Genomic DNA, 21,132 nt, shown 5'->3' with positions numbered 1-21,132 from the left:
CCCGGGTGCCACAGACGTCCGGGCCTCGCGGAGTGGGCCGGCGGACGCGGCGCGTCGTGCCTGGACGCCCGCCTGCCCGCCTTCCCTCCCCGCGGCCCCGAGCCGAGCGAGGGAGAGCCCCCACGTGACCATCGCGCCCGCCGATCCGGCTTCGGCCGAGGCTTCCGCGGTCGAGAGCGACGGACCCGGGACCGTGCTGCTGCGGACCCTGACCGACCTCACCGCCGATCTCCCCGACACCGACCCCGGCAAGGTCGCCGCCGCCGCGCTGCGCGGCCGCAGCGCCGCGTCGGACGAGGCGGAGCTGCGCGAGCTGGCCACCGAGGCGGCCGCCGGCCTGATCGCCGAGGACCCCGCGTACTCCCGGCTCGCCGCCCGCCTCCTGACCCTCACCATCGCGGACGAGGCCGCCTCCCAGGGCTCCGTCGCCTTCTCCGCCTCCGTGGCCGTGGGCCACCGCGAGGGCCTGATCGCGGACCGGACCGCCGGGTTCGTCGCGCTGCACGCCGACCGTCTCGACGCGACGATCGACCCGGCCGGCGACGACCGCTTCGGCTACTTCGGCCTGCGCACCCTCTACTCGCGCTACCTGCTGCGCCACCCGATCACCCGCAAGGTGATCGAGACCCCCCAGCACTTCATGCTGCGCGTCGCCTGCGGCCTGGCCGAGGACGAGAGCGTCCGCGCGCTCGACGAGGTCGCCGCGCTGTACGGCCTGATGAGCCGCCTGGACTACCTGCCGTCCTCGCCGACGCTCTTCAACTCCGGCACCCGCCACCCGCAGATGTCCTCCTGCTACCTCCTGGACTCCCCCCAGGACGAGCTGGACTCCATCTACGACCGCTACCACCAGGTCGCGCGCCTCTCGAAGCACGCAGGCGGCATCGGCCTCTCGTACTCCCGGATCCGCGCCCGCGGTTCCCTGATCCGGGGCACCAACGGGCACTCCAACGGCATCGTGCCGTTCCTGAAGACCCTGGACGCCTCCGTCGCGGCCGTGAACCAGGGCGGCCGGCGCAAGGGCGCCGCCGCCGTCTACCTGGAGACCTGGCACGCGGACATCGAGGAGTTCCTGGAGCTCCGCGACAACACGGGCGAGGACCAGCGCCGCACGCACAACCTCAACCTGGCGCACTGGGTCCCGGACGAGTTCATGCGCCGCGTGAACGCCGACGCCGAGTGGTCGCTGTTCTCCCCGTCGGACGTGCCCGAGCTGGTCGACCTGTGGGGCGACGAGTTCGACGCCGCGTACCGCGCGGCCGAGGCGGCCGGGCTCGCCCGCAAGACGATGCCGGCCCGCGACCTGTACGGCCGGATGATGCGGACCCTGGCCCAGACCGGCAACGGCTGGATGACCTTCAAGGACGCCTCGAACCGGACGGCCAACCAGACCGCCGAGCCCGGCCACACCGTCCACTCCTCCAACCTCTGCACGGAGATCCTGGAGGTCACCGACGACGGCGAGACCGCGGTCTGCAACCTGGGCTCGGTCAACCTCGGCGCGTTCGTGCGGAACGGCGCCATCGACTGGGAGCGCCTGGACGCCACCGTCCGCACGGCCGTCACCTTCCTCGACCGGGTCGTGGACATCAACTTCTACCCGACCGAGCAGGCGGGCCGCTCCAACTCCCGCTGGCGCCCGGTCGGCCTGGGCGCCATGGGCCTCCAGGACGTCTTCTTCCAGCTGCGGCTGCCCTTCGACTCCCCGGAGGCGCGGGCGCTCTCCACCCGGATCGCCGAGCGGATCATGCTCGCCGCGTACGAGGCGTCCGCCGACCTGGCCGAGCGCAACGGCCCGCTCCCCGCCTGGGAGAAGACCCGCGCCGCCCGCGGCGTGCTGCACCCCGACCACTACGACGTGGAGCTGAACTGGCCGGAGCGCTGGGCCGCGCTGCGCGAGCGGATCGCCGCCGTCGGCATGCGCAACTCGCTGCTCCTCGCCATCGCGCCGACCGCGACGATCGCCTCGATCGCCGGCGTGTACGAGTGCATCGAGCCGCAGGTGTCCAACCTGTTCAAGCGCGAGACGCTGTCGGGCGAGTTCCTCCAGGTCAACTCCTACCTGGTGGCCGAGCTGAAGGAGCTCGGCGTGTGGGACGCGCAGACCCGCGAGGCGCTGCGCGACGCCAACGGCTCGGTGCAGGGCTTCACCTGGGTCCCGGCCGAGGTGCGCGAGCTGTACCGCACGGCCTGGGAGATCCCGCAGCGCGGCCTGATCGACATGGCCGCCGCCCGCACCCCGTTCCTGGACCAGTCGCAGTCGCTGAACCTGTTCCTGGAGACGCCCACCATCGGCAAGCTGTCGTCGATGTACGCGTACGCCTGGAAGCAGGGCCTGAAGACGACGTACTACCTGCGCTCCCGCCCGGCCACCCGGATCGCCCGCGCGGCCCGGGCGTCGACGGCCGCCGCCGCGCCGATCCCCGTCCAGCAGGCGGCCCCCGACGCGGACGCGATCGCCTGCTCCCTTGAGAACCCCGAGTCCTGCGAGGCCTGCCAGTAATGAGCTCCACCGAGAAGAAGAACCTCCTGGACCCGGGCTTCGAGCTCACGCTCCGTCCCATGCGCTACCCGGACTTCTACGAGCGCTACCGGGACGCCATCAAGAACACCTGGACCGTGGAGGAGGTCGACCTCCACTCGGACGTCGCCGACCTCGCCAAGCTCACCCCCGGTGAGCAGCACATGATCGGACGCCTGGTCGCGTTCTTCGCGACGGGCGACTCGATCGTGGCGAACAACCTGGTGCTGACGCTGTACAAGCACATCAACTCCCCGGAGGCGCGGCTGTACCTGAGCCGTCAGCTCTTCGAGGAGGCCGTGCACGTCCAGTTCTACCTGACGCTGCTCGACACCTACCTGCCCGACCCGGACGACCGCGCGGCGGCCTTCGACGCGGTGGAGAACATCCCCTCGATCCGCGAGAAGGCGCAGTTCTGCTTCAAGTGGATGGACTCGGTCGAGAAGATCGAGAAGCTGGAGACGGCGTCCGACCGCCGCCGCTTCCTGCTGAACCTGATCTGCTTCGCCGCGTGCATCGAGGGCCTGTTCTTCTACGGCGCCTTCGCCTACGTGTACTGGTTCCGGTCCCGGGGCCTGCTGCACGGCCTGGCGACCGGCACCAACTGGGTCTTCCGCGACGAGACGATGCACATGAACTTCGCCTTCGAGGTCGTGGACACCGTCCGCAAGGAGGAGCCGGACCTCTTCGACGACGCACTCCGGCAGCAGGTCACCGACATGCTGCAGGAGGCCGTGGAGGCGGAGCTCCAGTTCGGCCGCGACCTGTGCGGCGACGGGCTGCCGGGCATGAACACCGAGTCGATGCGCGAGTACCTCCAGTGCGTCGCCGACCAGCGCCTCCAGCGCCTCGGCTTCGCCCCGGTGTACGGCTCGGAGAACCCGTTCTCCTTCATGGAGCTCCAGGGCGTCCAGGAGCTGACCAACTTCTTCGAGCGCCGCCCGTCCGCCTACCAGGTGGCGGTCGAGGGCTCGGTGGACCTGGACGAGGACTTCTAGGACGTACGGCGAAGGGCCCCGCACTCCGAGGAGTGCGGGGCCCTTCCGCGTGCGCGCGTACCGGCGTCAGTCGTTCGGGACCGTCTCGTAGCGCGGGGTGCCCTCCGCCATCTGGCGCAGGGCGTCCTTGCGGTCCCGCTTGGAGAGGCGGTCGATGTAGAGGCGGCCGTACAGGTGGTCCGTCTCGTGCTGGAGGCAGCGGGCGAAGTAGCCGGTGCCGCGCACCTTGATCGGGTTGCCCCGGGCGTCCTGGCCGTGGACCTCGGCGTAGTCCGGGCGGGCCAGCTCGGCGTAGGCGGTCGGCACGGAGAGGCAGCCCTCGTTGGACTCGTCCAGGACGCGGCGGTCGGCCGGCAGCTCCTGGAGGACCGGGTTGACCACGACGCCGGTGTGCCGGACGCCCTCGTCGTCCGGGCAGTCGTAGACGAAGACCTTGAGGTCCACACCGATCTGGTTCGCGGCCAGGCCCACGCCCTCGGCGGCCTTCTGGCTGGCGAACATGTCGTCGATCAGCGCCGCGAGTTCGTCGCCGAACTCGGTGACGTCCTTGCACTCCCGGTGGAGCACGGGGTTGCCGACGACCGTGATCGGGCGGGCGGTGCCGCGCTCGCGGTGGGCGAGCTCGCGCGCCTCGCAGTCCTCCGTGTCCACGACGAAGCCGTCGTTGATCTGCGTCTGCTCGTCCGTCTCCTGCTGCGCCATGTCCGGCCGCGCCTTCCTGAAAACCCGATTCCGTCGGAGGACAGCCTACGGGCACGGGGTGGAACGCTCAGCAGACCTCTTCGAGATCCCGCCACTCGCGGCTGTCCGGGCTGTCCGCCACCCAGCCGTCGAGGAGCCCGCGCACCAGGGCCGCCGGGGCCGCGATGCCGCACTCCCGCTCCGGCACCCACAGCTCGCCGGGCGAGCGGTGGCCGAGCGGTCCGGGGTGCCCCGGCTCGCTGTGGTCGTGCGGGTCGGAGTGCTCCCCCTCGCCCTCGGCGCTCGGCATGGTCGACTCGGAGCAGGCGCGGCAGAGCAGGCGCACGGAGGACGACCAGTCCTCGGCGGCGAAGCCCGCCTCGGCGGCCAGCTGCTCCAGGGCGTCCCGGTCGGCCTCGGTGGCGGCCTCCAGGAGGACCACCCAGGTGGGGACGGGTGAGGGCGCCCACAGCTCGATCTCGTCGAAGACCGGGTAGGAGGGGCCCGCGGTGGTGGTCCGCTCGCCGTTCGGCACGCCGTCGTGGAGGACGACCTCGCCCCAGCGGCGCCCGGAGGACGGCAGCGGGATGGAGAGGACCTCCAGCCGGGCCGGGTCGAGCCGGCGGCCCCACACGACCTCGGCCTCGCCCTCGGGCGAGAGCCGGACGGCGGCGCTGCCCAGCTCCATCCCGGCGGGCTCGCCCGTGTCGGCCGCGGCTCCGGGCACCTTCAGCCCGTACGCCTGCCAGGCGCGGCGGGCCAGCGGCCAGTCCTGGAGGGCGGTGGCGGCGATGCCGACGTTCCACCAGTCGGGGGCGCCGGTCTCCTTGTCGAGCAGCGCGACCGCGCGGAGCCCGGCGGCCCTGGCCTGCTCCCAGTCGTGCCGGAACTTGTGCAGCAGCGCCAGGTTGAACCAGGACTCCGAGAGCCAGGGCTCCAGATCCGCCGCGCGCGTGAGGAGCGCGCCCGCGTCCTCGTACCGGCCGTCGCCGATCAGCGTGAACGCGCGGTCGGTGGCCTGCCGCCACGAGGCGGAGGGCCGATGCCGTACCTTCCCGAAGATCTTCACGATTCCCGCCTGCCGGTCGCTTCACCCTCTTGTTCGCATCCAACCATGCCCGGTCGGACGCGCGCTCATTACCCATGGGTTACCCCGGGAGGGCCCCGGTCACCCCAGCGGTTCCGCTCCGGGCCAGGACCCGGGCCAGGCCCTCGACGACGTCCGGGTGGTAGTCGCGGGCGGTGCCGAGCCTGAGCCGCTCCAGGGCGTCGAGGGCGGCGCCCGCGCCGTCGCCGGCCAGGTCGTCGTAGGCGTTCACGGCCCGGACGATCCGGGCGGGGAGCGGCTGGTCGCGGTAGGGGTCGGCCTGCCGTTCCACGATCACGGCGACGGCCGGGGGGACCCCGGTCCTGCGGACGACCTCCCCGCCCAGGAGGGCGATCCGGCGCTGCTCCTCGGCCGGGAGGAGGGCGGTGGCGCCGCCCTCGACGGGATCGACCAGGGAGAGCTGGCCGATGTCGTGCATGAGCGCCGCGTGTTCGAGGACGGTCAGCTCGGTCCCGGAGAGGCCCAGTTCGCGCCCGACGGCCGTGCTGAGGGCGGCGACCCGGTGGGCGTGGCCGGGCGGGGTGCAGCCGGCGACCTCGGTCGCACGGGCCAGGGAGGCGATGGTCTGCCGGCTGACGGCGCGGACGGCCGCGTAGCGGCGGTGGGAGACCTGGGTGAGCAGGAGCGGGACGGCCAGCACGGGCAGCGCCCACAGTCCGGCGGCGGCGACGCCGAGCGCCATGACGGTGCCGGTGGCGCAGACGGCGGAGCCGATGCCGGGGAGGGCGCGCAGTTCGTCGCGGAGGAGGGAGCCGTACGGGAACCCGGTGCGGGCGCGGAGCAGGAGGGCGGCGAGCACGGCGTCGCACAGGGCGGTGAGGACGAGCAGGAACCCGAGGAGGAGGGCGTACGACGGGCCCTCGCCGAGGTGTCCGGTGCCGGAGCCGTGGAGGGGCTGGAAGCAGAGCGCGGCGAAGGCGACGGCGAGGACGCGGCGGGCGAGGTGGTCGCGGCCGGGGCCCCGGCCCCGGGCGAGGTGGGGGCCGATCCCGGCGAGCCCGGCGGCCGTGACGACGGCGACGGTCTGGAGGACGCCGTGGGTGGTGGGGCTCCCGCCGCTCTCCCCGAGCAGGGCGTACGCGAGGGCTCCGGCGGCGGCGAGCGGCGCGGGCTCCCTCTCGTCGGGGTCGGCGCCCCAGCGGGCGAGTTCGCCGAGGGCGACGAGGGCGCCGAAGGCGAGGGCGTCGCCGGGCCGGTCGACGCCGTGCCGGAGGACGGAGCCGAGGGCGGCGAGGCCGAGGAGCAGGGCGGCCGCGTGGACGGCGCCGACGGTGACGGCGCCGGGCCTCACCCGCGCTCCTTCGAGGGGGCGGGAGCGTCCGCTCCGCGGGGCGGGGGCACGTTCCCGTCGGGCGGGGTCTCGTCGGCGGTGACGGAGGGCCGCCAGCCGTGCCGGTCCAGGGCCCGGACGAAGGCGTCGACCATCCGGGGGTCGAAGTGGGTGCCCGCGCACCGTTCCAGTTCGGCGACGGCGACCGGCACGGGGCGGGCGCGGCTGTAGGAGCGGTGGGAGGTCATGGCGTCGAAGGCGTCGGCGACGGCGACCATCCGGGCGAACTCGGGGATCTGCTCGCCGCGCAGCCCGTACGGGTAACCGCTGCCGTCCATGCGCTCGTGGTGGTGGAGGATCGCGGTCCGCGCCTCGCCGAGGAAGCCGATCCCCCGGACGATCTCGTGGCCGTACTCCGGGTGCAGTTCGATGACCCGGCGTTCCTCGGGGGTGAGGGGGCCGTCCTTGCGGAGCACCCGGGTGGGCACGCCCAGCTTCCCCACGTCGTGCAGGATGCCGGCGAAGCGGACGACGTCGAGCCGGTCCTCGGGCATGCCGAGTTCGCGGGCGATGAGGACGGAGGCGTGACCGACGCGCTCGCTGTGGCCCCGGGTGTAGCGGTCCTTGATGTCGACGGCCTGGACGAGGGCGCGGATGGTGGCCTGGTGGGCGGCGCGTTCGCGGTGGTACTGGCCGAAGACCCAGCAGGAGATGTACATGGGCAGGAGCACGAAGAGCGCGGCGACCGGCCCGTACGCGCTGCGCCAGAGGACGGCCATCATCAGCCCGGCGAGCCCGTGCACGGCGTGCGGGGCGAGCGCCGTGCCGAGGAGGCCGCGCCGGGCGGCCCGGGAGGACGGCCCGTCGGCGACGGCGCGGACGCCGGCGTCGAGGGCGGTGAGGACCAGGCAGAAGACGAGGGCGGCGGCGCCGGCGGGCAGCAGCGCGTACGGGAGGACGGGGGCGTCCGCGCCGTGTACGAGGGCGGCCGGACCGCCCAGGGCGCCGGAGGCGTGGGCGGCGGCCCAGACGGAGAGGGCGGCGGCCGCGGCCCGCCAGACGCGGCGCGGGCCGGCCGGGGATTCCTCGACGCGGGCGAGGAGGCTGCCGGGCAGCGCGGCGAGCGCGGCGGCGGCGGGCGGCAGGAGGAGCGCGGCGGCGAGGAGCACGGGGGAGGAGAAGCCGGTGCCCACGGGGGCGGAGCCGCCGAGCGCGCGGCGTACGAGGGGGCAGCGGGCGGGCAGTGCGCAGAGCGCGTACAGGGCGGCGAGGAGCGCGGTCGTGCCCCAGGGGGTGCCGGGGCGCAGCGCGGGGAGGACGCACGCGCCGGCGGCGAGCAGGGCACAGCCGATGTACACGCGGGCCGCCGGGGGAATGACCTTCACGCCCATCATCCCCGCCACGCTAGCGAGTCGGGCGGGCCGGGGCGGGGCGGTGGGGCCGATTCGCACCTTCGGGTGACGTGCGCATCCGGCCGGCGCGGGACGGGGTACGGCGGGGACCGACGCGGGGCCGGACGCGGCGGAGGCCGGCGCGAGCGCGTCGCGGCGGCCTCCGCTCCCGGTGCGGGGGCGCTACTCCTGCGGGGCGGGTGCCGCCGGGGCGCCGGTCGTGACGTCCTGCCCGGGCACCTCGTGGCCGCCCCGGATCAGCTCGATCCGGCCCATGACCTTGGCCCGCAGGTCGGCGGGGACGTCGTCACTGCCGCAGCAGCGCTTGACGAGCTTCTTCACGGCCTGTTCCAGGCCGTACTTCTCCAGGCACGGGGAGCACTCCTCGAAGTGCACCTCGAACTTGGTGCAGTCGCTGTCCGGCATCTCGTTGTCGAGGAACTCGTAGAGATGGTCCAGGACCTCCGAGCAGTCCGTCTCGTGCGGCTCTCCGCAGCTCATGAGCCCGAGCCTTTCAGATCGTTCGACGTCTCACCGGCGCCCGCGGGGACCAGTCCGCGGTCGCGGGCGTAGTCCTCGAGCATGCCGCGCAGCTGGCGGCGGCCCCGGTGCAGGCGGGACATCACCGTGCCGATGGGTGTCCCCATGATGTCCGCGATCTCCTTGTAGGCGAAGCCCTCGACATCGGCGAGATAGACCGCGATGCGGAACTCCTCGGGGATCGCCTGCAGCGCTTCCTTCACGTCGGAGTCGGGAAGGTGGTCGAGCGCCTGGGACTCGGCGGAGCGCAGCCCGGTCGACATGTGCGACTCGGCGCGGGCGAGCTGCCAGTCCTCGATCTCCTCGGCGGCACTGCGCTGGGGTTCGCGCTGCTTCTTGCGGTACGAGTTGATGAAGGTGTTGGTGAGGATGCGGTACATCCACGCCTTGAGGTTCGTGCCCTCGCGGAACTGGTGGAAGGAGCCGTACGCCTTGGCGTAGGTCTCCTGCACCAGGTCCTCCGCGTCGGCGGGGTTCCGCGTCATGCGCAGCGCGGCGGAGTACATCTGGTCGAGGTAGCCGAGGGCGTCCCGCTCGAAGCGCGCGTTGCGCTCCCCGGTCGTCTCCTCGGGGCCTTCGTCGGTCCCTGTGTCGGTCCCAGTGACCGGACCCACCTCCTCCAGCGCGTCGGCGAGCCCGGGAGTGGACCCGCTCGTTTCGGAGGATAGACGAGGAACCGCCCCGCCCGCCGCCCGAACGGGGGCCCCCTTGGGCGAGGGCAGCACCGTCCAGTCGAGGTCGGCGCCCCGTGCGCGCTCCGGGCAGATGGTCGAACCCATGCGGCGGACTCCCTCTCCTTGCTCTTCCTGCTGTCGTCCTGCTGTCGTACGACGTACTGGACAACAGAGACGCCCCGCCCGGCATTCCCGGTCCCGGGGCGCGGGCGGACAGGGCGTCAGCGCAGCGCGTCGAGCCACTCCGCGACGCCGTCGACGAGGAGGGCGAGGGCCTCGTCACCGCCGAGGGGCGCGCGCTTGGGGAGGGCGAAGCCGTGGTCCCCGTACGGGACGACGACGAGGCGGTGGGGGCCGTCCGGGTACTCCTCGGGGCGGCCGAACGGGTCGTTGCCGCCCTGGACGACGAGGGTGGGCAGACCGGTGCCGAGGAGTTCGGCGGCGCGGGACCTCTCCGGCCTGCCCGGGGGGTGCAGCGGGAAGCTCAGGGCGACGACGGCGAGGGCGCCCAGGTCGCGTCCGGTGCGGCAGGCCACGCGGGCGCCGGCGCTGCGACCGCCCGCGACGACGGGGAGGCCCGGTTTCGCGAGGGCGGGCCAGAGGCCGCGCCAGGCGGTGTCCAGGGTCTTGGGGGCGGGCGCGACCTTCCTGCCCGCGACCCGCCAGGGCTGCTCGACGAGGGCGACGGTGACGCCCCGCGCGGGCAGCGCCCCGGCGAGCGCCCGGAGGTCGCGGGCCTCCACACCGCCCCCGGCGCCGTGGCCGAGGGCGAGGACGGCCCACGGGTCCGTCCCCTCCGGCCCCTCGTACCAGGCGATCCGGGCCTCGCCGGCGTCGGTGGGGACCGTCTCGTACCGCGTCGCTTCTCCCGTCACGTCCCCCATCCTGCCGTCCCGGGCCGCCGGGGCGGCCGTTCAGAAGAGCGTGTCCTCCTCCGGGCCGTCCAGCTCCGTCAGGAGTTCGGGACCGTTGTTGCGGACGTTGCTGACGGCGGTCGGCACCGGATGGGCCCGCATCAGGCCCTCCGGCGGCGGGGCGAGCAGGGCGCGCAGCTCCTCCACGTCCTTGTTCGCCGGGTCGAGCCAGGCGTCCCAGCGGTCCTCCGTCAGCATCAACGGCATCCGGGGGTGGATCTCGGCGAGCGACCCGGGGCCCCCGGCCGGGGCCACGCCCAGCGGTCCGGTCTCCGCCTCCGTGGTGATCACCGCGCAGGTGACCCACCAGGCGGAGGGGTGGTCGTCGGGAAGGGTCCGGTCGCGCCAGAACTCGTAGAGCCCGGCCATCGCGAAGACCGAACCGTCCGCCGGGGTGACGAAGTACGGCTGTTTGCGGGGCCGCTTCTTCTTCCCCTCGACCTCCAGGTCGCGTTCGGCCGCCCCGGTCACCCATTCGTAGTAGCCGTCGGCGGGAATGACGCAGCGGCGGGAGGCGAACGCCCGCTTGAAGGAGGGCTTCTCGTGCAGGGTCTCGGCGCGCGCGTTGATCATCCGGGCGGCACCGTCCGGCGACTTCGCCCAGGAGGGGACGAGTCCCCACCGCAGGACGCGGAGCTGGCGAACCGGTTCGTCGGTTCCGGCGTCCTTCACAGGACGCTCCAGTACGGCCCAGACCCGTTTGGTGGGGGCCACGTTCCAGTCCGGGGCCAGCGTCTCCTCCGGGTCCCACTGCTCCACCCCGAAGGTCTCCACCAGATCCTCGGGCCGTCGACTCGATGCAAACCGTCCGCACATGCGTGCCACACTGCCACGATCCCGCCCGATACCGAGGAGCAGCCCGCCGAATGAACGAGATCCTCGGCACCCAGCCCGCTCCGGACCAGTGGCTGGTCTGGGCCACCGGCGGCTGCGCGCTGGTCCTGGTCGCGCTCCGCCGGCTCTGGCTGCCGGCCCGCAACGCGATCACCATCGCCCACGAGGGCGGCCACGGCCTCGTCGCCGTCGCCACCGGCCGCCGCCTGGAGGCGATCCGGCTGCACTCGGACACCAGCGGCCTGACCGTGTCCCGGGGCCGCCCGACCGGCCTCGGGACGATCCTCACCCTGGCCGCCGGCTACCCCGCCGCCCCGCTGCTCGGCCTCGGCGGCGCGGCCCTGCTCGGCACCCACCGGACCACGCTGCTGCTGTGGGCCGCGACCGCGCTGCTGCTCGCGATGCTGGTGATGGTCCGCAACGCGTACGGCGTCCTCACCGTCCTGGTGACGGGCGCCGCGCTCCTCCTCGTCTCCTGGCTGACCGGGCCGGACGTGCAGGGGCTCTTCGCCTACGGGGTGGTCTGGTTCCTGCTCCTGGGCGGGGTCCGTCCCGCCTTCGAGCTCCAGGCGAAGCGGCGCCGCGGCGGCGCCCCCGACTCGGACGCGGACCAGCTCGCGCGGCTCACCCACGTCCCCGCCGGGGTGTGGCTGCTCTTCTTCCACACGGTCTCGATCTGCTGCCTGATCGGCGGCTGCCGCTGGCTCCTGCGGTTCTGACGCCCCCGTACAGTGAGGGACATGACCGCAGCTGCTTCCGCGCACACCGATCCGTCCACCGACCCCTGGCCCGCCCCGTACGCGCGCGGTGCCGTCGACGCGACCGTCACCGTGCCCGGTTCGAAGTCGGTCACCAACCGCGCCCTGGTCCTCGCCTCCCTGGCCGCCGAACCCGGCTGGCTGCGCCGTCCGCTGCGCTCCCGCGACACCCTCCTGATGGCCGAGGCGCTGCGTGCCCTCGGCGTGAGGATCGACGAGGGCGTGGGGCCCGACGGCTCCGGCGAGGCGTGGCGGATCGTCCCCGCGCCGCTGCGCGGCCCCGCGACCGTGGACGTCGGCAACGCGGGCACGGTCATGCGCTTCCTGCCGCCGGTCGCGGCGCTCGCCGACGGGCCGGTGCGCTTCGACGGCGACCCCCGTTCGCACGAACGTCCGCTGCACGGCGTGATCGACGCGCTGCGCGCGCTCGGCGCCCGGGTCGAGGACGACGGGCGCGGCGCGCTGCCGATGACCGTGCGGGGCACCGGGGGCCTGGACGGCGGCACGGTCGAGATCGACGCCTCCTCGTCCTCCCAGTTCATCAGCGCCCTGCTGCTCTCCGCGCCCCGGTTCAACCAGGGCGTCGAGGTGCGGCACGTGGGCGGGCGGCTGCCCTCGATGCCGCACATCCGGATGACGGTCGACATGCTGCGCGCGGTCGGCGCCCAGGTGGACGAGCCGGAGCACGGCGGCGAGCCGGACGTGTGGCGGGTGACGTCGTCCGCGCTGCGCGGCCGTGACCTGGTGGTCGAGCCGGACCTGTCGAACGCGCAGCCGTTCCTGGCGGCCGCGCTGGTGACCGGTGGCCGGGTGACGGTCCGGGACTGGCCCGCGCGGACCACCCAGCCCGGTGACGCGCTGCGGGAGATCTTCACCGGAATGGGTGGTTCCTGCGAGCTGACCGACGCGGGTCTGACGTTCACCGGCACGGGCCGGATCCACGGCATCGACGTGGACCTCGGCGAGGTCGGCGAGCTGACTCCGGGCATCGCGGCGGTCGCGGCCCTGGCCGACTCCCCGTCCACCCTGCGCGGGGTCGCGCACCTGCGGCTGCACGAGACGGACCGGCTGGCGGCGCTCACCAAGGAGATCAACGGGCTGGGCGGCGACGTGACGGAGACCGAGGACGGTCTGCACATCCGTCCGCGCCCGCTGCACGGCGGTGTCTTCCGCACGTACCACGACCACCGCATGGCGACGGCGGGCGCGGTGATCGGCCTCGCGGTCGAGGGCGTGGAGATCGAGGACGTGGCGACGACGGCCAAGACCTTGCCCGGCTTCCCGGCGATGTGGACCGAAATGCTCGGAGCCTGAACCATGCGGCGCTACGGCAAGCACACCGACGAGGACGACATCCGCCAGCGGCCCAACCGCAAGGGCACCCGGCCCCGGACCAGCATCCGGCCGAAGCACGAGGACGCCGTCGAGGGCATGGTCCTCACCGTCGACCGGGGCCGGCTGACCTGCCTGGTGGGCGACCGGCCCGTGATGGCGATGAAGGCGCGCGAGCTGGGCCGCAAGGCCGCCGTGGTCGGCGACCGGGTCTCGATCGTCGGCGACCTCTCCGGCGAGAAGGACACCCTGGCCCGGATCGTGCGGATCGGGGAGCGGAGTTCGGTGCTGCGGCGCACGGCCGACGACGACGACCCGTACGAGCGGGTGGTCGTCGCCAACGCCGACCAGCTGGCGATCGTCACCGCCCTCGCCGACCCGGAGCCGCGCCCCCGGCTCATCGACCGCTGCCTGGTCGCCGCGTACGACGGCGGCCTCTCCCCCCTGCTGGTGCTGACCAAGTCGGACCTGGCACCGCCGGACGCGCTCCTGGAGATGTACGGGGCGCTCGGCGTGCCGTACGTGGTGACCACCCGGGACGAGTTCGTCGACGGGGTCGCGGCCGAGCGGGTCCACGAGCACCTCAAGGGCCGGACCACCGCGTTCGTGGGCCATTCCGGCGTCGGCAAGACGACCCTGGTCAACGCCCTGGTCCCGCCGGACCGGCGGCGCACCACCGGGGTCGTCAACGCGGTCACGGGCCGCGGCCGGCACACCACCACCTCGGCCCTCGCCCTGCCCCTGGACGACGCGGAGGGCGGCTGGGTCATCGACACCCCGGGCGTGCGCTCCTTCGGCCTGAACCACGTGGACCCGTCCCGGGTGATCCTCGCCTTCCCGGACCTCGTGCCGGGCACGGAGAACTGCCCGCGCGCGTGCGGCCACGACGAGCCGGACTGCGCCCTCGACGCGTACGTGGCGGAGGGGCACGCCGATCCGGCACGGCTCGTCTCGCTGCGGCGGCTGCTCTCGACCCGGGAGCGGCGCGAGGGCGACTGAGCCGGCCCCTCCACGCCCGGACGGGTGGAATCCCGCCCGTCCGGATCCGAGAAGTGCATAATCACACCAAGTGCGACGAAGCAGTCACCGACGGCGTGGGAGGCACTGACGATGGCGTGGCTGCTGGTGGTGATCGCCGGGTTCCTGGAGACGGGTTTCGCGGTCTGCCTGAAGCTCTCGCACGGATTCACCCGTCTGTGGCCCACGATCGCCTTCGCGTGCTTCTCCCTGGGCAGCTTCGGCCTTCTCACGCTGTCGCTGCGGAAGCTGGACGTGGGCCCGGCGTACGCGGTGTGGACGGGGATCGGCGCGGCCGGGACGGCGATCTACGGCATGGTCTTCCTGGGGGACGTGGTCTCCACGCTCAAGATCGTCTCGATCGCCCTGGTCATCGCGGGGGTCATCGGCCTCCAGTTCTCCGGCTCCGCGCACTGAGCGCCCGGAGCCGCGTCGCAGGGCACCGGGGGCGCGACGACGTGGCCGAGGGCGAGCCGGACGGCGAGTTCGCAGCCGGCCGCCCACCGCTCGTCCGCGCAGGCCACGATCGCCGCCACCAGCTCTCCCGGCGCGGGCGGCCCGGCGTCGGCGCGGCGCTGGGCGGGGACGGCCGCGGGCCGGGCGCCCGGCCGGGCGGGCCGGGGAGCGGGCAGCCGCGCGTCCCAGGCGCCGGTGAGCAGGGCCCGCAGGACCGGCCGGACGGCGGCGGCGGTCACGATCCACTCGGCGAGGGCGACGAGGTTCCGCGCGGGCGGGCCCGGCGCGGCGAGCAGCCGCCGGGCCTCCTGGAGGCAGGCGTCGGCCTCGCCGCGCACCAGGGCGCGGGCGAGCCCCTCCTTGCTGCCGAACTCGTTGTAGAGGGTCTGCCGGGAGACCCGGGCGGCGGCGGCGAGGTCGGCCATCCGCACGGCGGACCACGGCCGGTGGACGAGCGCGGCGAGCGCCGCGTCGAGCAGGGCCTCGCGGGCAGTCGGCATCGGCGCCTCCCGGACCGTACGTGTCGGTGCAGGGCCCCGTGCGCCCCCGTGCGCGGCCCTGCGCTCAGGGTCGGCAGGCGTCCGCGCGCTGTCAAGGACGTCGGCGGGTGCCGGCGGCGGAGTCCTCCCCATGGGCCGCCGGGGCCCGTGGACGGTTCTCCGGCCGGGGACCGCCCGGGGATAGAGTGCCGCCCATGGCCGATTACCACGATGACCTGCGTCTCGCCCACGTTCTCGCGGATGCCGCCGACGCGGCCACCATGGACCGCTTCCAGGCGCTCGACCTCAAGGTGGAGACGAAGCCGGACATGACTCCGGTGAGCGAGGCCGACAAGGCGGCGGAGGAGCTGATCCGCGGTCAGCTCCAGCGCGCCAGGCCCCGCGACGCGATCCTGGGCGAGGAGTACGGCGTGGAGGGCTCGGGTCCGCGCCGCTGGGTGATCGACCCGATCGACGGGACGAAGAACTACGTGCGCGGGGTGCCGGTCTGGGCGACCCTGATCGCGCTGATGGAGGCCGGGGAGACCGGTTTCCAGCCGGTGGTGGGCGTGGTGTCGGCCCCGGCCCTCGGCCGCCGCTGGTGGGCGGCGAAGGGTTCCGGCGCGTACACGGGCCGCAGCCTGGCCTCGGCGACCCGGCTCGGGGTCTCGAAGGTCGCCACCCTGGCGGACGCCTCGTTCGCGTACTCCTCGCTGGGCGGCTGGGAGGAGCAGGGCCGCCTTCCCGGTTTCCTGGACCTCACGCGCGCGTGCTGGAGGACCCGGGCGTACGGCGACTTCTGGCCGTACATGATGGTCGCGGAGGGTTCCGTGGACATCTGCGCGGAGCCGGAGCTGTCGCTGTGGGACATGGCGGCGGTGTCGATCGTGGTGCAGGAGGCGGGCGGCACGTACACGGGTCTGGACGGGCGGCACGGGCCGCACAGCGGGAGCGCGGCGGCCTCCAACGGCCTCCTCCACGGCGAACTGCTCTCGTACCTGAACCAGCGGACGCCCGAGGGGAACTGACCGCCCCTCCGGAACCGGCGGCGCGCAGGGGGTCCGGCCGTCCCTCGCGGGCCGGAGGCCGCCCCTTGTGCCCGGGGGCCGGCCGTCCCGCCCGGACCGGGGGGCGCGTCCGGAGACGTCCGGCCGTCCCCCGCGCCCCCGGGAGGGCCTCGCACGCCCTCTTGTCGGCCCCCTCCCCCGGTGCCACTCTGAGACTCCCCCTACTTGTGAACTTGTGAAAAAGTTCTCGAACCGGAGGTGGTCCCTTCCATGCTCGTCCGCGACGCCATGAGCACCGTGGTCCTCACCATCGGCCCCGTCCACACCCTCCGCCAGGCGGCGAGGCTGATGTCGGCGCGCCGCGTCGGCGCCGCCATCGTCCAGGACGGTGATTCCGGCGGCGTCGGCATCCTCACCGAACGCGACATCCTCGACGCCCTCGGCGCCGGCCGCGACCCCGACCACGAGACCGCCGGCGCCCACACCACCCGGGACGTCGTCTTCGCCGCGCCCACCTGGACCCTGGTGGAGGCGGCCGAGGCCATGACCCGAGGCGGCTTCCGCCACCTGATCGTCCTCGACGGCCACGGCCCGGTCGGCGTCGTCTCCGTGCGCGACATCATCCGCTGCTGGATCCCGGCGCACAGCACCGCCGCCTGAGCACGCGCGAGGGGGCCGGTCCCGCCCGTACGGATACGGGTGGGGCCGGCCCCCTTCCTTCCTCGGCGGGCTGCCGTCAGCCGCGCAGGGCCTGGACCGCGGCCTCCAGCCGCTTGCCGAAGTCGTCGTCCGCGCTGCGGAAGTTGCCGATGGCGCGCTCGGCGATGTCGGCCCGCGAGACCTTGGCGATGAAGCCCGCCAGGTTCCCGACCAGGCGCTCCTTCTCGTCCTCGGACATCAGGCGGTAGAGGTTGCCCGCCTGGACGAAGTCGTTGTCCTCGGCGTGGAGCGGCGCCGTGTGGTCGCCGGTGGAACCGCTGACCGGGACCGGCTGCCACAGCGGACGGCCCGTCTGCTGCGGGCCGCCGAAGCTGTTCGGCTCGTAGTTCTTCGCGCCCTTGTGGCGGCCGTCGTAGAGGAAGCCGTCACGGGAGTGCGTACGCGCCTCGGTGGCGTGCGGACGGTTCACCGGCAGGTGGTCGGCGTTGATGCCGACGCGGTAGCGGTGGGCGTCGCCGTAGGCGAAGAGGCGGCCCTGGAGCATCTTGTCGGGGGACGGCCCGATGCCCGGCACGAAGTGCGCGGGGCTGAAGATCGACTGCTCGACCTCGGCGAAGACGTTCTCCGGGTTGCGGTTGAGTTCCAGCCTGCCGATCTCGATCGGCGGGTAGTCCGCGTGCGGCCACACCTTGGTGAGGTCGAACGGGTTGAAGCGGTAGGTCGCCGCCTCGGCCGCCGGCATGATCTGGACCTGCACGGTCCAGCTCGGGAAGTCGCCGCGCTCGATGGACTCGCGCAGGTCGCGCTGGTGCGAGTCCGGGTCCTCGCCCGCGAGGCGGTCGGCCTCCTCCTGGGTGAGGTTCTTGATGCCCTGGTCGGTCTTGAAGTGGTACTTGACCCAGAAGACCTCGCCGGCCTCGTTGTTCCACTGGTAGGTGTGCGAGCCGAAGCCGTCCATGTGGCGGTACGAGGCGGGGATGCCGCGGTCGCCGAAGAGCCAGGTGACCTGGTGGGTCGACTCCGGGGAGAGGCTCCAGAAGTCCCAGACGTTGTCCGCCTCCTGCGAGCCGGTGTACGGGTCGCGCTTCTGGGTGTGGATGAAGTCGGGGAACTTGATGGCGTCCCGGATGAAGAAGACCGGGGTGTTGTTGCCGACGAGGTCGTAGTTGCCCTCCTCGGTGTAGAACTTCAGCGCCCAGCCGCGCGGGTCGCGGACCGCGTCGGCCGAGCCGAGGCTGCCCGCGACGGTGGAGAAGCGCAGGAAGGTCTCGGTCTCCTTGCCGACCTCGGAGAGGAACGCGGCGCGGGTCCACCGCGAGACGTCCCGGGTGACCGTGAAGGTGCCGTAGGCGCCCGCCCCGCGCGCGTGGACCACGCGCTCCGGGATGCGCTCGCGGTTGAAGTGGGCGAGCTTCTCCAGGAGGAGCTGGTCCTGGACGAGGACCGGACCGCCGGCGCCCGCGGTCTCGCTGTTCTGGTTGTCGGCGACCGGAGCTCCGGCCTCCGTGGTGAGCGGTCCCTGCGTCACGTGCGCCTCCTGCGTCATCCCTGCGTGTCCTGTCCTCCGGCCGGTCCCTCGGGGACTCCGGCCAGTGCCGAGCACGATCCTACACTGGACATTGTCCAAATCAAGCTGGCTTCCAAAGTCACACCCGTTCAGGATCTTGTCCTCCGACTGTTACGCTGAGTCCCATGAGTGACCTGCTGGAACGACTGCGCGGACGCGGCTGGCGCATGACCGCACAGCGACGCGTCGTGGCCGAAGTCCTCGACGGGGAGCACGTGCACCTGACCGCCGACGAGGTCCACGCGCGCGCCGTGACACGGCTGCCCGAGATCTCGCGCGCGACCGTCTACAACACGCTGGGCGAGATGGTGACCCTCGGCGAGGTCATCGAGGTGGCCACCGACGGGCGCGCCAAGCGGTACGACCCGAACGCCCACCGTCCGCACCAGCACCTGGTCTGCGGCCGGTGCGGCGCGATCCGCGACGTGCACCCGGTCGGCGACCCGCTGGCGGACCTCCCGGACACGGAACGCTTCGGCTTCACCGTCTCCGAGGTCGAGGTCACCTACCGGGGCCTCTGCCCGAGCTGCGCGACGACCGCCTGACACCCGTACGCCGAAGGGGCCCCCGCCACGGGCGGGGGCCCCTTCGCTCTTCCCGGATGCACATCGGGATACGACGAAGGCCCGCATCCGAGGTGATCGGATGCGGGCCTTACGTCTGCTACTGAGTAGCGGGGACAGGATTTGAACCTGCGACCTCTGGGTTATGAGCCCAGCGAGCTACCGAGCTGCTCCACCCCGCGTCGGTGAACACCACCTTACGGGTACTCCGTCGCCGGCGCAAATCCGTTGGCCCCGGCGACCTGGGGCCGGGCCGTCAGGCCGTGAGCTCCTGGTGCAGGGCCTCGCTCAGCCGCGCCGCCCGCTCGGCGACCTCGGCCGGGCCCAGCTCCACCGCGCGGGCGCACCAGCGGCGCCCCTCGGTCAGCTCGCCCCGGCGCGCCGCGAGCAGCGCGAGCCGGAGGGCGGCACGGCCGTGGCCGGCCCGGGCGGCCCGGGTCCACCAGAGGGCGGCCTCCCGCTCGTTGCCCTCGCGGGCGAGGAGCAGCCCCAGGTTGAAGGCGCCGTTGCGGCTGCCGGCCTCGGCGGCCTCCCGGTACCAGCGGTCGGCCTCCGCCAGGTCGCCGCGCGCGGCGGCCAGCATCCCGACCCGCACCTGGGCGCGCCGGTGGCCCTGCTGGGCGGCCCGCTCGTACCACTCCTCGCACTCGCTCTTCTCGTCGCGGGAGGCGCCGAGCACGGCGGGGCCCGGATCGGGGCGACGCGCGTCGAGCACCGAGGCGAGCCGGAAGGCGGCCTCGGCGCTCCCGCCCCCGGCGGCGCACCGCAGGTGCCGCTCGGCGGTCCGCTCGTCCCCGTCGCGCAGGGCGGCGATGCCGACCTGGAGGGCGGCCTCGGTGTGTCCGGCGGCGGCGGCCCGCTCGTACCAGACGAGGGCCGTGCGGTCGTCGTCGCGGCCCGCGTGGAGGATGCCCAGGTTGAAGGCGGCGTCCACGCTGCCGGCCTCGGCGGCCTTGGAGAACCAGGGCTCGGCCCCGTTGGCGTCGCCGGCCTGGAGGAGCAGGACGGCGAGCGCGTTGGCGGCCTCGCGGTGGCCGGCGTAGGCGGCCCGCCGGTACCACTGCTCGGCCTGCGGGATGCGGTCCTGGGCGGCGCAGAGCAGCCCGAGGTTGTAGGCGCCGTTGACGTCCCCGGCGTCCATGGCGGCCCGGTACCAGCGCTCGGCGGTCTGCTGCTCGCCTCGGGCCGCGTGGAGGGCGCCCAGGGCGTTGGCGGCGTTGCCGTCGCCGTCCTGGGCGGCCCGCAGCCACCACACGGCGGCGTTCTCCTCGTCGCCCGCGTCGCGGAGGAGGAAGCCGAGCGCGCAGGCGGCCCTGGCCTCGCCCTCCTTCGCGGAGCTGAGGTACCAGCGGCCCGCCTCCTTGAGTTCGCCGCGCTGCTCCAGGATGGCGCCGAGGTGGAGCGCGGCCCTGCGGTGGCCGCGCGCGGCGGCCTGGCGGAACCACTGCTCGGCCTCGGCGAGCACGCCCGGGGAGTCGCCGGCCGTTCCGGCGGGGGCGGCCCCGGGCACGGGGAGCCGGGAGCCGGTGTCGTGGGGGCCGCGGGTCGTCCCGGTGGCACGGCGCTCCAGGGCCGTGGCCAGGCGGTAGGCGGCCTCGCGGTGGCCCTGCTCGGCGGCGGCGCGCAGCCACCGCTCGGCGCCGATGTCGCCGCGGTGCTCCAGGAGGTCGGCGAGGGCGTACGCGCCGAGGGCGTGGCCCTGCTCGGCGGCCTGGCGCAGCCAGTACTCGGCCGCGGGTTCGTCGCCGCGCTCGCGGTGGTGGCGGCCGAGCGCGTGGGCGGCGGGGGCGGAGCCGGCGACGGCGGCGACCCGCCACCAGCCCGCGGCCTCGTCGGCGTATCCGCGCTGGTGCAGCAGGACGCCCAGGTTGTTGGCGGCGGCCCGGTCCCCCTCGGCGGTGGCGGCGCGCAGGTAGGGCTCGGCGGCGTCGAGGTCGCCGCGACGCAGCAGCATCGCGCCGAGGGCGCTCACCGAGGCGAGGTCGCCGAGTTCGGCGGCACGGCGGTGCCGGGCCTCGGTCTCGGTCTCGTTCTCGGCGTCGGCATCGCTCTCGACGGTGCCCACGGCGGCACCGGCGGCCCCCACCGCCTCTATGATCTCGTCCGCGGCGTTCCTGGCGTGCCGCTGCACAAACCGCCCTGTCTCCAACAGAGTTGCCCTGTCCCCCATAAATACCATCGTCGCATCACCCGCCACCCGAGCACATCTGGTAAACCGCAGCCAGTGAGGTCACTCGGCGTTTTGTCGACATGCCCACAGAGAGACAAGTCAAACACGACTCACGCCAACCCGCCCCTTCCCTACCGCTCTTCGGTACCCCCTGACACGCCGACACACGACGAGGGCCCGAATCCTTATGGA

At 73.8% G+C, this 21,132-nt stretch carries 20 protein-coding genes and 1 tRNA gene; 9 read left to right on the top strand and 12 right to left on the bottom strand.

What is annotated here, in order from left to right; all coding sequences use genetic code 11:
• Positions 1–124 precede the first annotated feature (124 nt).
• A complete protein-coding gene (locus tag ACZ6AQ_RS14790; RefSeq protein WP_468760155.1) occupies positions 125–2,503 on the top strand; it encodes a ribonucleoside-diphosphate reductase subunit alpha in 2,379 nt (792 codons plus the stop codon).
• Entirely contained in the window at positions 2,503–3,519 is a 1,017-nt protein-coding gene (locus tag ACZ6AQ_RS14785; protein WP_388698246.1) for a ribonucleotide-diphosphate reductase subunit beta, read from the top strand. The genes ACZ6AQ_RS14790 and ACZ6AQ_RS14785 overlap by 1 nt, the downstream gene beginning before the upstream one ends.
• Before the next feature lie 66 nt (positions 3,520–3,585).
• Here the strand turns inward: ACZ6AQ_RS14785 and def are convergent, their stop codons facing one another.
• From def to ACZ6AQ_RS14745, 8 genes are all read right to left on the bottom strand, one after another.
• Positions 3,586–4,221 (bottom strand): peptide deformylase, encoded by a 636-nt coding sequence (gene def / locus ACZ6AQ_RS14780; protein WP_388698249.1) that lies wholly within the window; start codon positions 4,219–4,221, stop codon positions 3,586–3,588.
• 67 nt (positions 4,222–4,288) lie between these two features.
• Positions 4,289–5,269 carry a tetratricopeptide repeat protein gene (locus ACZ6AQ_RS14775; RefSeq protein ID WP_388698252.1) on the bottom strand — a complete coding sequence of 327 codons (981 nt, stop codon included), beginning with the start codon at positions 5,267–5,269 and terminating at the stop codon, positions 4,289–4,291.
• Between the two features lie 79 nt (positions 5,270–5,348).
• Positions 5,349–6,599 carry an HD-GYP domain-containing protein gene (locus tag ACZ6AQ_RS14770; RefSeq protein ID WP_468760154.1) on the bottom strand — a complete coding sequence of 417 codons (1,251 nt, stop codon included), beginning with the start codon at positions 6,597–6,599 and terminating at the stop codon, positions 5,349–5,351.
• A complete protein-coding gene (locus ACZ6AQ_RS14765) occupies positions 6,596–7,963 on the bottom strand; it encodes an HD-GYP domain-containing protein (RefSeq protein ID WP_468760153.1) in 1,368 nt (455 codons plus the stop codon). Before ACZ6AQ_RS14765 ends, ACZ6AQ_RS14770 begins: the two co-directional genes overlap by 4 nt.
• Positions 7,964–8,152: 189 nt before the next feature.
• Entirely contained in the window at positions 8,153–8,470 is a 318-nt protein-coding gene (rsrA, locus tag ACZ6AQ_RS14760) for a mycothiol system anti-sigma-R factor (RefSeq protein ID WP_468760152.1), read from the bottom strand.
• The gene (locus tag ACZ6AQ_RS14755; protein ID WP_388698319.1) at positions 8,467–9,123 is read right to left on the bottom strand and encodes a sigma-70 family RNA polymerase sigma factor; all 657 of its coding nucleotides are present in this window, start codon (positions 9,121–9,123) and stop codon (positions 8,467–8,469) included. Before ACZ6AQ_RS14755 ends, rsrA begins: the two co-directional genes overlap by 4 nt.
• Positions 9,124–9,404: 281 nt before the next feature.
• Complete coding sequence (locus tag ACZ6AQ_RS14750) at positions 9,405–10,067, bottom strand: alpha/beta hydrolase family protein (protein ID WP_468760151.1); 663 nt, start codon at positions 10,065–10,067, stop codon at positions 9,405–9,407.
• A gap of 30 nt (positions 10,068–10,097) precedes the next feature.
• Complete coding sequence (locus tag ACZ6AQ_RS14745; RefSeq protein WP_468760150.1) at positions 10,098–10,913, bottom strand: SOS response-associated peptidase; 816 nt, start codon at positions 10,911–10,913, stop codon at positions 10,098–10,100.
• A 50-nt stretch (positions 10,914–10,963) separates the two neighbouring features.
• On the opposite strand from ACZ6AQ_RS14745, the gene ACZ6AQ_RS14740 reads away from it, so the two are divergent.
• The 4 genes from ACZ6AQ_RS14740 to ACZ6AQ_RS14725 all read left to right on the top strand — a co-directional run bounded on the left by ACZ6AQ_RS14740 (position 10,964) and on the right by ACZ6AQ_RS14725 (position 14,455).
• Positions 10,964–11,650 carry a M50 family metallopeptidase gene (locus ACZ6AQ_RS14740; RefSeq protein WP_468760149.1) on the top strand — a complete coding sequence of 229 codons (687 nt, stop codon included), beginning with the start codon at positions 10,964–10,966 and terminating at the stop codon, positions 11,648–11,650.
• 21 nt (positions 11,651–11,671) lie between these two features.
• A complete protein-coding gene (gene aroA / locus ACZ6AQ_RS14735) occupies positions 11,672–13,003 on the top strand; it encodes a 3-phosphoshikimate 1-carboxyvinyltransferase (protein ID WP_468760148.1) in 1,332 nt (443 codons plus the stop codon).
• Positions 13,004–13,006: 3 nt separating this feature from the next.
• Complete coding sequence (gene rsgA / locus ACZ6AQ_RS14730; protein ID WP_388698273.1) at positions 13,007–14,020, top strand: ribosome small subunit-dependent GTPase A; 1,014 nt, start codon at positions 13,007–13,009, stop codon at positions 14,018–14,020.
• 111 nt (positions 14,021–14,131) lie between these two features.
• Positions 14,132–14,455, top strand: a complete 324-nt coding sequence (locus ACZ6AQ_RS14725) for a DMT family transporter (RefSeq protein ID WP_388698275.1) — start codon at positions 14,132–14,134, stop codon at positions 14,453–14,455.
• On the opposite strand, the gene ACZ6AQ_RS14720 is transcribed toward ACZ6AQ_RS14725, so the two are convergent.
• Complete coding sequence (locus tag ACZ6AQ_RS14720) at positions 14,347–14,994, bottom strand: TetR/AcrR family transcriptional regulator (protein ID WP_388698278.1); 648 nt, start codon at positions 14,992–14,994, stop codon at positions 14,347–14,349. The genes ACZ6AQ_RS14725 and ACZ6AQ_RS14720 overlap by 109 nt on opposite strands.
• A gap of 194 nt (positions 14,995–15,188) precedes the next feature.
• Between ACZ6AQ_RS14720 and hisN the strand changes: the two genes are divergently transcribed.
• Both hisN and ACZ6AQ_RS14710 read left to right on the top strand, forming a co-directional pair.
• Complete coding sequence (gene hisN, locus ACZ6AQ_RS14715; protein ID WP_468760147.1) at positions 15,189–16,001, top strand: histidinol-phosphatase; 813 nt, start codon at positions 15,189–15,191, stop codon at positions 15,999–16,001.
• Positions 16,002–16,250: 249 nt separating this feature from the next.
• Positions 16,251–16,640: a CBS domain-containing protein gene (locus ACZ6AQ_RS14710; RefSeq protein ID WP_388698283.1), complete on the top strand. Its 390-nt coding sequence runs from the start codon at positions 16,251–16,253 to the stop codon at positions 16,638–16,640.
• 76 nt (positions 16,641–16,716) lie between these two features.
• Here ACZ6AQ_RS14710 and ACZ6AQ_RS14705 read toward each other — a convergent pair whose 3' ends face one another.
• Positions 16,717–18,168: a catalase gene (locus ACZ6AQ_RS14705; protein ID WP_468760146.1), complete on the bottom strand. Its 1,452-nt coding sequence runs from the start codon at positions 18,166–18,168 to the stop codon at positions 16,717–16,719.
• A gap of 164 nt (positions 18,169–18,332) precedes the next feature.
• Here ACZ6AQ_RS14705 and ACZ6AQ_RS14700 point away from each other — a divergent pair, with 164 nt between their 5' ends.
• Positions 18,333–18,752, top strand: coding sequence for a Fur family transcriptional regulator (locus ACZ6AQ_RS14700; RefSeq protein WP_468760145.1), 420 nt, complete (start codon positions 18,333–18,335; stop codon positions 18,750–18,752).
• A gap of 126 nt (positions 18,753–18,878) precedes the next feature.
• Here ACZ6AQ_RS14700 and ACZ6AQ_RS14695 read toward each other — a convergent pair.
• Positions 18,879–18,952 (bottom strand) — tRNA-Met (locus ACZ6AQ_RS14695).
• Positions 18,953–19,026: 74 nt separating this feature from the next.
• Complete coding sequence (locus ACZ6AQ_RS14690) at positions 19,027–20,949, bottom strand: tetratricopeptide repeat protein (RefSeq protein WP_468760144.1); 1,923 nt, start codon at positions 20,947–20,949, stop codon at positions 19,027–19,029.
• Positions 20,950–21,132: the final 183 nt, after the last annotated feature.

This window comes from Streptomyces sp. NPDC041191 (assembly GCF_055591945.1).
This window is presented reverse-complemented; position numbering and strand designations above follow the sequence as displayed.